This is a genomic window from Streptomyces sp. NPDC052496 (assembly GCF_040679095.1).
In the GTDB taxonomy this organism is placed as follows: Bacteria; Actinomycetota; Actinomycetes; order Streptomycetales; family Streptomycetaceae; genus Streptomyces.
Genome location: NZ_JBFAUH010000019.1, coordinates 29,821 through 43,450, shown reverse-complemented (window position 1 = coordinate 43,450; position 13,630 = coordinate 29,821). Strand labels below are relative to the sequence as shown.

The 13,630-nt window shown below is 72.5% G+C and carries 9 protein-coding genes; 7 read left to right on the top strand and 2 right to left on the bottom strand.

Features of this window, described 5'->3' with window-relative positions:
* The first annotated feature begins 127 nt into the window (after window positions 1-127).
* Entirely contained in the window at window positions 128-919 is a 792-nt protein-coding gene (locus tag AB0L45_RS24605) for a hypothetical protein (RefSeq protein ID WP_365843362.1), read from the top strand.
* A 43-nt stretch (window positions 920-962) separates the two neighbouring features.
* Here the strand turns inward: AB0L45_RS24605 and AB0L45_RS24600 are convergent, their stop codons facing one another.
* Both AB0L45_RS24600 and AB0L45_RS24595 read right to left on the bottom strand, forming a co-directional pair.
* Window positions 963-1,496, bottom strand: coding sequence for a M23 family metallopeptidase (locus AB0L45_RS24600; protein ID WP_365843360.1), 534 nt, complete (start codon window positions 1,494-1,496; stop codon window positions 963-965).
* A 198-nt stretch (window positions 1,497-1,694) separates the two neighbouring features.
* Complete coding sequence (locus AB0L45_RS24595; protein WP_365843604.1) at window positions 1,695-2,753, bottom strand: LacI family DNA-binding transcriptional regulator; 1,059 nt, start codon at window positions 2,751-2,753, stop codon at window positions 1,695-1,697.
* A gap of 620 nt (window positions 2,754-3,373) precedes the next feature.
* On the opposite strand from AB0L45_RS24595, the gene AB0L45_RS24590 reads away from it, so the two are divergent.
* From AB0L45_RS24590 to AB0L45_RS24565, 6 genes are all read left to right on the top strand, one after another.
* Window positions 3,374-4,828: a sugar ABC transporter substrate-binding protein gene (locus AB0L45_RS24590; RefSeq protein WP_365843358.1), complete on the top strand. Its 1,455-nt coding sequence runs from the start codon at window positions 3,374-3,376 to the stop codon at window positions 4,826-4,828.
* A gap of 198 nt (window positions 4,829-5,026) precedes the next feature.
* Window positions 5,027-5,848: a sugar ABC transporter permease gene (locus tag AB0L45_RS24585; RefSeq protein WP_365843602.1), complete on the top strand. Its 822-nt coding sequence runs from the start codon at window positions 5,027-5,029 to the stop codon at window positions 5,846-5,848.
* Complete coding sequence (locus AB0L45_RS24580; RefSeq protein ID WP_365843356.1) at window positions 5,845-6,747, top strand: carbohydrate ABC transporter permease; 903 nt, start codon at window positions 5,845-5,847, stop codon at window positions 6,745-6,747. Before AB0L45_RS24585 ends, AB0L45_RS24580 begins: the two co-directional genes overlap by 4 nt.
* A gap of 111 nt (window positions 6,748-6,858) precedes the next feature.
* Window positions 6,859-8,202 carry a glycosyl hydrolase gene (locus tag AB0L45_RS24575; protein WP_365843354.1) on the top strand — a complete coding sequence of 448 codons (1,344 nt, stop codon included), beginning with the start codon at window positions 6,859-6,861 and terminating at the stop codon, window positions 8,200-8,202.
* Between the two features lie 60 nt (window positions 8,203-8,262).
* Complete coding sequence (locus tag AB0L45_RS24570) at window positions 8,263-10,437, top strand: endo-beta-N-acetylglucosaminidase (RefSeq protein ID WP_365843352.1); 2,175 nt, start codon at window positions 8,263-8,265, stop codon at window positions 10,435-10,437.
* Window positions 10,438-10,527: 90 nt separating this feature from the next.
* On the top strand, window positions 10,528-13,593 hold the full coding sequence (locus AB0L45_RS24565; RefSeq protein WP_365843350.1) for a glycoside hydrolase family 38 C-terminal domain-containing protein: 3,066 nt from the start codon (window positions 10,528-10,530) through the stop codon (window positions 13,591-13,593).
* Window positions 13,594-13,630: the final 37 nt, after the last annotated feature.

Genomic DNA, 13,630 nt, shown 5'->3' with positions numbered 1-13,630 from the left:
AGCGAGGTTGTCCACAGGGTCCGGTGAATCCCGTTGCGAATCCCTAAAGTTGGTCTTCGCGGGGCCGGTGGGGCTTCGTCATGGGTACGTGATCGGGTATCCGATGGCGGTGGTGACGGGAGGGTGCATGGCCAAGGAACGGGCGTTCGGGCCGCATCAGCTGGCCGAGTGGCTGGGGATCGAGCCGCGGCACGTACGGCGTGCCGAGACCAGGGGGCTGATTCCGCCTCCGGACGTGGGGGACGAGCGGTGGTCGGAGGGGGTGGCCAAGACGCTGCCGGACCGGGTGGAGGAGATCCTGGCGGCGGTGGGGGACGAGAACTACGCGGCGGTGCAGGAGGCCGGGAAGGCCGGGCGTCGTAAGCCGGTCAAGGGGGAGTCGTTCGGGCCGCACCAGCTGGCGAGCGAGCTGGAGCTCCAGCGGTGGCAGGTCGGCCGGGCCGAGCAGCGGGGGATGATCCCGCCCCCGGACGTGGACGGCAAGCGCTGGTCGCGGGAGGTCGTGGAAGGCCTGCGGGGGCGGGTGGCGGAGATCCGGGAAGAGCTCGGCGACCATCCCGGGCTGGGGTCGATCGACGCGGCGAAGCACTTGGCCGAGCGTACGGAGCTGGAGGTCGAGCGGGAGGACGTACGCGTTCTGGCGGGTCAGGGGCACCTGCGGCCGGTGGGGGAGTTCCGGGGGTATCCGATGTTCAGCCTGGAAAGCCTCGACGGGCTGGACAGGGAGCTGATCGCGGGGGTGGTCGGGGACCGGCAGCGGTGGCTGGAGCGGAGCGTGACGGCCAAGGAGGCGGCGGGGTTGCTGGGGTGGCCGGCCGGGAAGTTCGAGGTGGCGGCGGAGCGGAACGGCCTGGTGCCGGGACGGCTCGGCCGGTACGACCGGGCGGAGGTCGAGGGGCTGCCGGAGCGGGAGGGGTAGCGGGGGAGGGGTAGCGGGGCAGGAGGAGGGGGCCGGGGGAGGGTCAGTGGGGGAGGGAGCGGTGATTGATGCGGATGCCGCGGCGGGCCAGGTAGGTGAGGGGGTTGATGTCGGAGCCGTACTGGCGGGTTCTGCGGACCTCGAAGTGGAGGTGGGGGCCGGTGGTGCGGCCGGTGGCGCCGCTGTAGCCGATGCGGGTGCCGGCCTGTACGCGCTGGCCGACGCGGGCCGTGATGCGGGACAGGTGGCCGAAGAGGGTGTAGTAACCGTCGGTCATGTGGATGGTGACGGCCAGGCCGTAGTCGCCCGAGCGCTTGGCCAGGACGACGGTGCCGGAGCCGACCGAGGAGACCGGCGTGCCGGTGCGGACGGCGAAGTCCACGCCGGTGTGGTGGCCGGCGGCCCAGTTTCCCTTGACGCCGTAGGGCGAGCTGATGCGGGCATTGACGGCGACCGGACGGGTCCACGGGCCCGCCGCCACGGCCGGGACCGCCTCGGTCGCGGTCAGGCCGAGGACGGTGCCGAGGGCCGCGGGGACCACGCCGTGCAGCAGGAGTCGTCTGCGGAGCCAGTTCATAGTTGCGAGGACACGCCCTGGGACGGGGGAACGCATCCGGAAACGCGCGGTGGGCGCCCGAACGGCGCAGAGGTTCCCCGTACCGGGTGGTAGCCGGGTTCAACGGGGGTGAGCTGGGGCGGAGGGGGAAGTGGGGCGGGCCGAGGAGGGGAAGGGAGGGAGGGGAGGGGAGGGGAGGGGGAGAGAGGACGCGGGCTTTCAGGGAGCGTGGGTGGTGCTTTCGCGTTGTTCGAGGTGGGGGAGCTCGGCCTGGAGGCGGCGGGTGGGGGCGCCGTCGAGCAGGGCGAGGAGTTCCTGGGCGGCCAGGCGGCCGAAGCCTGCGGTGTCGCGTACGAGTGAGGTCAGGCGCGGGTGGGTCACGCGGCACAGGGGTGAGTCGTCCCAGGCGACGATGGACAGGTCACCGGGTACGGGGACGCCACGGCCGGCGGCGACGGCGGCGCCGGCCACGGCCATCACGTCGTTGTCGTAGACGATCGCGGTGGGCGGGCGGGGTGCGGCCAGCAGGCGGCGGGTGGCCTCGGCGCCCTGTTCGTCGGAGTAGTCCGTGCAGACGGAGCGGACGTCGGCGGCGTCCAGGCCGAGCCGGGCGGCCTCGGCGCGCAGCGCGGCGACCCGGCGTGCGGTGTGGGCGAGGCCGGGCAGGCCGGCGATGTGCACGATACGGCGGTGGCCGAGTCCGTGGAGGTGGTCGATGATCGACCGCATCGCGGCGGCGTCGTCGGCCCAGATGGTGGAGAGGGGGGCGGTGGGGGGTGCCGGTGGTGACGGGGGAGGGGCCGGGGCGGGGGTCGGTCCTGGGCCGGGGTCCGTGTCGCCGATGACGACGGTCGGCAGGGCGAGGGAGGCCAGGAGGGCCGGGCGGGGATCCTCGGTACGGGGGTCGACCACCAGGACACCGTCCACGCGGCGCTCGGCCCACCAGCGGCGGTAGGTCGCGCACTCGGCGTCCAGGTCCTCGACGACCTGGAAGAGGAGCGCGGTGCGGTGGGCGGAGAGCGTCTCCTGGATGCCGGAGACGAGTTGGAGGAAGAAGGACTCGACGCCGAGGGTGTGGGCGGGGCGGGCGAGGACGAGTCCGACGCAGCCGGAGCGTTCACCGGACAGGGCGCGAGCGGCGCTGTTGGGCTGCCAGCCCAGCTCCTCGGCGACCTCGCGGATCCGGGCGCGGGTGGCGGGGGAGACGCCGTCGCGGTCGTTGAGGGCGAAGGAGACGGCCGAGGGGGAGACGCCGGCGCGTTCGGCGATGTCCTTCATGGTGGGGCGGCGGCGTGGGGGCGTGGCGGGGTGGTGGGGGCCGTCGGTGGCGGCGTTCGAGGGCGGGGGGCCGGTGGTCAATGCGTACGTCAGCTCCTCCGGTCGGCTGGTCAGCCTGGTCAGCCCGGTCGGTGCGGCCGGTGAGGTCAGGGCGGTCGCTCCGCCCGACGTGCTGCGCTAAAGCGCATTAGTCGGCCGGGCTAAAGCGCATTAGGTGCTTCAGGATCACGGGGCGGAGGTCGGAAGTCAATCGCTGGGTCAGGGGCAAGCGGGGGCGTGAACTCGCGGGCGCTGTTATGGAATTGAGACGGCGGGCGGGGGAGGTCGCGGCTTTAGCGCATTAGTGCAGGAGGGGAGGGGTGGTGCGGAGGGGGCGCGGAGGGGACCGGATGGGAGTGGGGAGGGGCGCGACGGGGGTGGTGGGCGGAAAGTCGGGGCGGGTGCATTGACGGAAGGGGAAGCGGACGACAACGTTGGCACCGCCATCCGGCGGCGCGGCCGGTCATGTGCCGGTCCGTGCATGGTTCTTTGCTGTTTCCTCGCGGTTTCCCTACGCGGAAGCGCTCTCCTACGCGGACGTGCTTCCCGAGCAGAAGCGTTCCCCCGACGCAGGAGTGACCATGACGCGCAGGCACTTGGATCCCGTACGTAACGATCAGCACGGCCAGCACCGCCAGCACGGCCAGCACGGCGAGCACCGCCAGCACGGCCCCACCCGGAATCACGTCCGCCCCACCCGCTCCCGGCTCGTGCTCGCCACCGCTCTCGCCGCCGCCCTGATGTCGGCCACGGCCGCCTGCGGCGTCGGCGGTGCCGAAGGGTCGTCGGCCGCCGAGGGGCAGCCGAAGCGGACCGGCAAGGTCTCCGGTGAGATCACTTTCCGTACGCTCCAGTTGAAGCCGACCTTCACCGGCTACGTGCAGGGCGTCATCGACGCGTTCGAGAAGAAGTACCCGGACGTGAAGGTGGTCTGGGAGGACGTACCCGGCGACGGTTACAACGAGAAGCTCGTCGCCGACGCGCAGGCCGGCGGGCTGCCGGACGTGATCAACCTGAACACCGACTCCTTCCAGCTGCTGGGCGACCGGGGCATGCTCGCGGACGTCGCCCGGCTCGACCCGAAGGTCGCGAAGGAGTACGTACCGGGTGCCTGGGAGCAGTACAAGCTGCCGGGCCAGGGGGACGGTGTCTACGCGTATCCCTGGTACGTGACGCCCGAGATCCTCACGTACAACAAGGAGCTGTTCGCCAAGGCCGGGCTCGACGTGCACAAGCCGCCCACCACTGTCGAGCAGTTCTTCGACCAGGCGGAGCGGATCGCGAAGGCGTCGGGCGGCCGGTACAGCGCGTTCATGGCGGATCCGAAGGGGCGGCTGCCCGGTGACTGGCAGAAGATGGGCGTGCCGATCCTGAACAAGGAGAAGAGCGCGTTCGCCTTCGACACGCCCAAGGCCGTCGAGTGGGTGCAGCGGATGAAGAAGCTGTACGCGATGGGGGCGATGCCGAAGGAGTCGCTGACCAAGGCCGACGACCTCGCGCAGCTCTACGGGGCGGGGAAGCTGGTGTTCGGGCCCGGGTCACCGGGCGTCCTCAAGGACATCAAGCGCAACTCCCCGTCCGCGTACGCGAAGACGCAGGTGGCCCCGGCCGTCACGGGGACGCTCCGGCACATCGGGATCTACACGCAGTCGCTGGGCGTGCGCAAGGACACCAAGCATCCGGACGCGGCGGCCGAGTTCGCGAAGTGGGTGACCAACGGGCCGAACCAGGTGGCGTTCTCGAAGCAGGTGACGATCTACCCGTCGAACGCGAAGGGCCTGGCCGCCCCGTACTTCGCCGACCGGGGCGACGGCAAGGACCCCGAGACGGTGGCGCGGAACATCGGCGCCGAGGAGCTGAAGGCGGCCCAGCTGGACGCCAACACGCCGGTGGAGTGGACCACTCAGGTCGGTGACGCGGTGGTGCGGGAGATGCAGAAGGGGATCAAGGGGGAAGAGGATCCCGCGACGGCGGTCAAGAACGCGCAGGAAGCGGCTGACAAGATCCTCGCTCAGCAGCAGAAGCAGAAGCGGTAGTGACCGGGGATGGCACCCGGTACGCGTATGACACACGCAACCGCTCCCACGGCCCCGGCGGCCCCCGTCTCCGTCACCGCCTCCGCCTCCCCCGCCTCCCGCGCCGCCCGCCGCCGTGACCAGGCCCGCGACGCCGACACCGGTCTGGTGCACCGCCGCTGGTGGACGCCGTACTTCTTCCTGTTGCCGGGTCTGGTCATGGTGGTGCTGTTCAGCCTCTGGCCGTTCGTCAACACCGTCATCCTGTCCCTCACCGACGCGCAGATCCTGCGCGGCGGCCGGTTCGTCGGCCTGGAGAACTACGGGCGGGCGCTCGACGACCCCGACTTCTGGACGGCGACGGTCAACAGCGTCGTCTACCTGGCCGTGGTCGTGCCCTGTCTGGTGCTGCTGCCGCTGGCGCTGGCCGTCCTCGTACAGCGGAGGGTGCCCGGCATCGGGTTCTTCCGCTCGGCCTTCTACACGCCTGTCATCGCGTCGGCGGTCGTCGTCGGACTGATCTGGCAGTGGGTGCTGCGCAGTGACGGACTGGTCAACACCGTGTTCGAAAAGCTGCACCTGATCTCCGGACCGATCCCGTTTCTGACCGACTCCACGATGCTGCTGGTGTCCGCCATGATCGTGACGATCTGGAAGGGCCTGGGCTACTACATGGTCTTCTACTTGGCGGCGCTGGGGAACGTACCGGCGTCGCTGTATGAGGCCGCGGCGCTGGACGGCGCCGGTGCCGTACGCCGCTTCTTCAGCATCACCATCCCGAGTGTCAAGCCGATGATGCTGCTGGTCGGGACGTTGTCGGCGATCTCCGCGCTGCGGGTGTTCACCGAGATCTACATCCTCGGCGGGGAGAGCGGCGGGCCCGGTGGCGGGGCGCGGACGCTGCCGTTCCTGATCCGGCAGGTCGGGCTGGGCTTCGCGGGCGAGACCGGTTACGCGGCGGCCGTATCGATCCTGCTGTTCCTGCTGACGCTGGTCTTCAGCCTGCTGGGACACCGGTTGTCGAAGGGGGACGAGAGGTGAGCGCGCCGACCTCGCCAGGTGTACGGCGAGCCGGAGGCCGCGGCCGCAGCCGTGGCTCCAGCCGTGGCTCCAGCCGTGGCCACAAGGCGGTCGCCGGGCTGACCGGCCGCTACCTGACGCTGTGCCTGGTGCTCGTGGTGATGCTGGGGCCCATCGTCTGGCAGTTCCTGACCTCGTTGAAAGGGCGGGGCGAGGACGTCTACGGGGGCGTACTGCCCAGCCAGCCGACCCTGGACAACTACGTGCGGGTCGCCGAGTCCTTCCCCCTGGTGCAGTACGTCGGCAACACGCTGATCGTCGCGGCGCTGGCCGTCACCTCGAACTGCGTGTTCGCCGCGATGGGCGGTTACGCGCTGTCGCGGGCCGGGTGGCGCGGGCGGCGGACCGTCTTCATGGTGCTGGTCGCGACGCTGATGTTCCCCTTCGAGTCCGTGATGATCTCGATGTTCCTCACGGTCCGGTCGATGGGGCTGGTGGACACGCTCATCGGCGTCTGGCTGCCCGGCGCGGTCTCCGTGCTCAACCTGATGATCATGCGCGCCGCCTTCCTCGCCGTACCGAAGGAGGTGGAGGAGGCCGCCGTTCTGGACGGGGCCAACGAGTGGCAGCGCTTCACGAGGGTGTTCGTGCCGGCCGCGAAGGGCGCTTTGGCGGTGGTCTGTCTGACCAGCTTCATGGGCGCCTGGGACGACTTCCTGTGGCCGCTGATCGTGCTGACCAACAGCGATCACTACACGTTGCAGCTCGGACTGAAGTCGCTGGCCGGGGCCACCACGGTCAACGACCAGCGGCTCATCGCGGCGGGCGCGATGGCCGCGCTGATCCCGATGATGGCGCTGTTCTTCGCCCTCCAGCGGTTCTTCTTCCGGGGCGTGGGCGAAGGGGCGCTGAAGACGTGAGGGGGCGCTGGAGACGTGACGGGCGTTGAAGACATGACGCAGCTCTGAAGACGTGACGGGGCGCTGGAGACGTGACGGGGCGCTGAAGACATGAAGGGAAGCGATGTGACGATGCCTGCCGGAGGACCGCCGCCCGACCCGTCCGACCCGTCCAACCCGCCCGACCTGCCCGGCCCGCCCAGCCCACCCGACCCGCCCGACCCACCCGCCCCGGCCCCGCGTCTCGGCGCCAATTACACCCCCAGCAGCGGCTGGTTCCACCACTGGCTGGACTTCGACCTCGACGCCGTACGCCGTGATCTGGACGCGGTCGCGGCGCTCGGCCTGGACCACGTCCGGGTGTTCGCCCTCTGGCCGGTCTTCCAGCCGAATCGTTCCCTCATCCGCCCGCGCGCCGTCGAACAGCTCGGGCAGCTGGTGGACGCCGCCGCCCGGTGCGGTCTGGACGTCGCCGTCGACGCCCTCCAGGGCCACCTGTCCAGCTTCGACTTCGTGCCGTCCTGGCTGCGGACCTGGCACCGGCGGAACATGTTCACCGACCCGGAGGCGGTGGACGGTGCGGCCCGCTACCTGGAGACGCTCGCCTCCGCCCTCGCCGGGCGTCCCAACTTCCTGGGTATGACGCTGGGAAACGAGGTGAACCAGTTCTCCGGGCCGCCGCACCCGGACCCCGACCCGTGCACGTACGAGGAGGCCGGGCAGTGGCTGGAACGGCTGCTGGCGGTGTGCGAGCGGGCCGCGCCGGGGCGGCTGCACACCCACGCGGAGTACGACGCGGTGTGGTTCCAGGACGGCCACCCCTTCACGCCCGCGCAGGCCGCGCGCCTCGGCCGGGCCACCACCATCCACTCCTGGGTCTTCAACGGCACCGCCCAGCGGCACGGCCACGACGGGACGGCGACGGTGCGGCTGGCCGAGTACCTGATCCAGGTGGCCGCGGCGTGGGCGGACGACCCGGCGCGCCCGGTCTGGCTCCAGGAGGTCGGCGCGCCCGCCCCGCTCGTACCGCCCGAGCACGCCGCCGCGTTCGCCACCGCCACCATCGGCAACGCCCTCACCTGCGAGGGGCTTTCCGGCATCACCTGGTGGTGCTCGCACGACGTCTCGCGGGAGCTGGCGGACTTCCCCGAGCTGGAGTACGGGCTCGGGCTGCTCACCTCGGACGGCGAGGTCAAGCCGGCGGGGCGCGCGGTGGCCGAGGCGGCGGCCCGGCTGCGGGCCGCGCCGCCCCGTCCGGTACGCCGCACGACCGCGCTCGCGCTGGACGCGGGGGCGGAGGACACGGCGCCGCACCGGTCCGTGTGCGCGCCGGGCGGCCCCTTCTTCGAGGCGTGGGTGCGGCTGGCGGACCAGGGCGTACGGGCGGCAGCCGTGCTGGCGGGCCGGTCGCGGGACGCGGCGTACCTGGAGAGCCGCGGGATCACGGAGGTGGTGTGGCCCTCGGACGTGCGGTGAGGAGCGGAGCGGTACGGGCGCGGACAGGACCGGAGAGCGGGACGAGCGGTGGAGGACGCCATGGACGTACGACGTGATGCGGGGCGAGGCGGGGGCACGGAGCACGGGGTGTCGCGGCGTGGGCTGGTCGCCGGGGCCGCGGCGGCCGGGGCGGGGCTGGCGCTGCCGCTGACGGCGGGGCGCGCCGGGGCGGCCGTACGGGCGGCTGCCCCCGGAACGGCGGGACGGGCGCAGGCCCCGGGCCCGGCGGCGGCCGGTGCGCTCCAGCCGCACGCGTCCTACTGGTTCCCCGACAGCTTCCCCGAGGGCCGCGAGCCCGACCCGGGCGCGGTGTGGCGCAGCCTGAAGAGCTGGCGCCCGCAGGACGACGCGGACCTGCCGTACAACATCGCGACCGTGCCGCTCGCCGAGCGCTTCACGCCGGTGCCCGCCAACCGCACCGCCCGCGCCGGTCAGGCCCGGATCTCCGCGCTCGTCTCCTTCGCGGGAACGGCCGGCAATCCCTCCCAGGGCAGCGCCACGGCGGACTTCTACGCCCTCACCCACTGGGCCTACCTGGACGAACTGGTCTTCTGGGGCGGCTCCTCGGGCGAGGGCGTCATCCTGGCCCCCAACGCCCCGGTCATCGACGCCGCGCACCGCAACGGCGTGCCCGTGCTGGGCAACGTCTTCCTCCCGCCCACCGCGTACGGCGGCGAGCTGACGTGGACGCGGGAGCTGGTCCAGAAGGACGCGTCCGGCCGTTTCCCGCTGGCGGACAAGATGGTCCAGGTGGCCCGTACGTACGGCTTCGACGGCTGGTTCCTGAACGGCGAGACCGACGGCGGTGACCCCGCGCTGGCCCGGCAGTTCGCCGATTTCGTGCAGGCCCTGCGCAAGGGCGCTCCCGAACTGCGCATCACCTGGTACGACGCGTTCAACGCGGACGGCCGGGTCGGCTGGCAGGGCGCGCTCAACGACAAGAACGCGATGTTCTTCCAGCGCGGGACCGAGAAGCTGTCCGACACGGTGTTCGTGGACTTCCGGTGGAGCGCGGCCCGGCTGGCGTCGTCGGCCGCGTACGCCCGGCGGCTGGGGCGTTCGCCCTACGAGCTGTGGGCGGGCGTCGACGTGCAGGCCGGCGGCTGGAACTCCCGCGTGAACTGGGACGCCTTCGTGCCGGAGGGCCGCGATCACGTCGTCTCGTACGGGCTCTACCGGCCGGAGTGGACGCGGCGGTCCGGCGAGGCGCCCGGGGCGTTCCACGCGCGCGACGACCAGTTCTGGGGCGGCCGCAACACCGATCCTTCGGCGCCCGAGGGGCCGGGCTCCTGGCGGCCCGCGGCCCGTACGGTCGCCGACCGCTCCACCGTCATGTCCGTCCCGTTCGCCACCACCTTCAACACCGGTCACGGAACGGCCTGGTACGAGGACGGGGTGCGCACCGGCGAGACCGAGTGGAACCACCTCGGGCTCCAGGACCGGCTCCCGGGCCGGCGCTGGGCGCTGTGGGCGGACGGCGGCGCCTTCCAGCGGCCCGCGGTCGGCTTCGACTTCGGCGCGGCCTGGCGCGGCGGCAGCAGTCTGCTGGTCGAGGGCGCGGCCGGCGTGCTCGCCCGGCCCGTGACCCTGGAGCTGTACCGGACCCGGCTGCCGCTGCGCTCCGGCACCGTCCTGGAGATCACCCACCACGCCGACGACGGTACGGCGGTGGTCACGGTGGAGGCGGCCGTGGCGTACGCGGAACCGGCGAAGGCGGGCGGACGGCCGGCGTTCCGGCGCTTCCCGGCCCGGACCGTACGGGCCGCGGACGGCTGGGTCACCTCCACCGTACGCATCGGCGGCGGACCCGGCCGGACCGCGTACGCGCTGGGCGTCCGGCTCAGCGCCCCCGGCGGCGGCCCCGTCCGCTGGCGGCTCGGCGCCCTCGCCGTGCACGAGGGCGACCCGGCCGCGCACACGCCCGCGCCGCCGAGCGCCCTGAAGGTCGCCGCCTCGCGCGGCACGGGCGACGGCGTGGCGGAACTCCGGCTGACCTGGCGTCCGTCGGCCAAGGGCGGGCCCGTACGGCACTACGAGCTCCACCAGGCGCTGCCCGGCGGCAAGCGGCGCTTCCTGGGCGGCACCTGCGGCACCGCGTTCCATCTGCCCGCCCTGCGCCGTACGTCCGGTGAGCCGGGGACGCGGCTGGAAGTGCGGGCGGTCGGCGAGCCGTACACGTCGTCGCCGGCCGCCGCGGCCGTATTCACCTGGTAAGCCACGCGCCCGAGGGGCAGAAAACCCGCAGGACGCGTACCACCGCACGCCCGCCCGCACCCACCCGCCTACACCCACCGGAGCGCCCCCATGCACGACGACCGCAGCATCGTGGAACACCGTCTACGCCGTGTCCTGACCGACCGCATCGTGCCCGCCGTCCGCAGCCGGTCCGTGCCGCTGACGGTCGAGCGCTGGGAGGCACCGGGCGAGCCGGTGCCGCCGGCCGAGGGCCTGGCCGCCGCGTACGAGCCGACGAAGACCGGGGAGGGGTGGGGGCCCGCCTGGGGCACCACCTGGTTCCGGGTCACCGGGCAGGTCCCGGAGGAGTGGGCCGGGCGCACCGTCGAAGCCGTACTGGACCTCGGCTTCGACGCGAACATGCCCGGCTTCCAGTGCGAGGGCCTGGTCTACCGGGCGGACGGCGAGGCGGTGAAGGGCCTCAACCCGCGCAACGACTGGGTGCGCATCGCCGAGGCCGCCACCGGCGACGAGGCGGTCGAGCTGTACGTGGAGGCCGCCTCCAACCCGGTGCTGGCGGACCACCGGCCCACCTACGAGGGCGACCGGCTCACCGCGAGCCACACGCCGCTGTACCGGCTGCGGCGGATGGACCTCGTCGTCTTCGAGACCGAGGTCTGGGAACTGGTCCAGGACCTGGAGGTGCTGGGCAGCCTGATGAGGGAGCTGGACGTGGCGGACGCGCGCCGCCACGGCATCCTGCGCGCCGTCGAACGCGCCCTGGACGCGGTGGACCTGAAGGACATCCCCGGTACGGCCGCGCGGGCCCGCGCCCAGCTCGCGGACGTCCTCGCCTCCCCGGCGCACGCCTCGGCGCACCGGATCAGCGCGGTCGGCCACGCGCACATCGACTCCGCCTGGCTGTGGCCGCTGCGCGAGACGGTCCGCAAGGTGGCCCGTACGTCCTCCAACATGGTCAACCTGATGGACGGGCACCCCGAGTTCGTCTTCGCCATGTCGCAGGCGCAGCAGCTGGCCTGGATCAAGGAGCACCGCCCCGAGGTGTTCGCCAAGGTCAAGGCGAAGATCGCGGCGGGGCAGTTCGTGCCGGTCGGCGGCATGTGGGTGGAGTCGGACACCAACATGGTCGGCGGCGAGGCGATGGCCCGGCAGTTCCTGTACGGGAAGAAGTTCTTCCTCGACGAGTTCGGCATCGAGACCAAGGAGGTGTGGCTGCCGGACTCCTTCGGCTACACCGCGGCCATGCCGCAGCTGGTGAAGCTGTCCGGCTCGACGTGGTTCCTGACGCAGAAGATCTCCTGGAGCCAGGTCAACAGGTTCCCGCACCACACGTTCTGGTGGGAGGGCATCGACGGCACCCGCGTCTTCACCCACTTCCCGCCGGTCGACACCTACAACTCCGACCTCGGCGGGAAGGAGATGGCGCACGCCGCGCGCAACTACCGGGAGAAGGGGCGGGGTTCGCGGTCGCTGGCGCCCTTCGGGTGGGGGGACGGCGGTGGCGGCGCCACCCGCGAGATGCTGGCCCGCGCCGCCCGGCTGCGCGACCTGGAGGGCTCGCCGCGGGTGGAGATCGAGCGGCCCGCCGCGTTCTTCGAGAAGGCGCACGCCGAGTACCCGGACGCGCCGGTGTGGGCGGGCGAGCTGTACCTGGAGCTGCACCGCGGCACGTACACCTCGCAGGCCAAGACCAAGCAGGGCAACCGGCACAGCGAGTCGCTGCTGCGCGAGGCGGAGCTGTGGGCCGCCACGGCCGCCGTACGGGCACCGGGCTACGCCTATCCGTACGAGGACCTGGAGCGGATCTGGAAGACGGTGCTGCTGCACCAGTTCCACGACATCCTGCCCGGCTCATCGATCGCCTGGGTGCACCGGGAGGCCCGCGAGACGTACGCGCGGGTCCGCGAGGAGCTGACCGCGATCGTGCTCGCCGCGCAGACCGCGCTGGCCGGGCCGGGCGACCGGGAGATCGTGTTCAACGCGGCTCCGCACGCGCGCGGCGGCGTCCCGGCGGGCGGCGCGCAGCTCGCGCCAGGACAGGGCGGCACTCCCGTCGCCGTGGATCCGGTGACCGTCGAGCCGCTGACCGTGGACGGCCGGGCCACCGGCGGCCATCGGCTCGCCAACGGCCGGCTGCGGATCGATGTCGACGCCCGCGGCCTGGTCGTGTCGGCATATGACATCGAGGCCGGACGGGAGTCCGTCGCACCGGGCGCCGCGGCCAACCTGCTCCAGATCCACCCGGACTTCCCCAACATGTGGGACGCCTGGGACGTGGACGAGTTCTACCGGCACAACGTCACCGACCTGGTGGCCGTCGACGAGCTGACGGTCGACGCGGCCGGCCCGGACCAGGTACGGATCAAGGTCGCCCGGTCCTTCGGGCACGGCTCCACCGTGGTACAGACCCTGACACTGCGGGCCGGTGCCAAGGTCCTGGACATCGACACCGAGGTGGACTGGCGGGAGGCCGAGACGTTCCTCAAGGCGGCCTTCCCGCTGGACGTGAAGGCCGACCGCTCCGCGTCCGAGACCCAGTTCGGGCACGTCTTCCGCGCCACCCACACCAACACGTCCTGGGAGGCCGCCAAGTTCGAGATCTGCGCGCACCGCTGGATCCAGGTCGAGGAGCCCAGCTGGGGCGCGGCCCTGGTCAACGACTCCACGTACGGGCACGACGTCACCCGCGACATCCGCCCCGACGGCGGCCAGACCACGACCGTACGGCTGTCCCTGCTGCGCGCGCCCCGCTACCCGGACCCGGAGACCGACCAGGGCCACCACCGGCTGCGGTACGCGCTCGCGCCCGGCGCGACGGTCGGCGACGCGGTACGGGAAGGCCACTGGATCAACCTGCCCGAGCGCACCGTGCGGGGCGGCGGGCCGGTCGAGCCGCTGGTCGCGGTGGACGACGACGCGGTGGTCGTGGAGGCCGTGAAGCTGGCCGAGGACCGCGGCGGGGACGTCGTGGTCCGGCTGTACGAGTCACGCGGCGGGCGGGCGTCGGCGACGCTGACGGCCGGGTTCCCGGTGGCGGGGGCGGTCGAGACGGACCTGCTGGAACGGGCGATGGAGGGTTCGGCGGTCGGCGAGGTGCGGGACGGGCGGGTGGCGCTGTCGCTGCGGCCGTTCCAGGTCGTGACCGTACGGCTGTCGCGAGGGGCCGAGGGCTGACGAGGACGGGGGAGGGGCGGGCCGCCGGAGCCTTCGG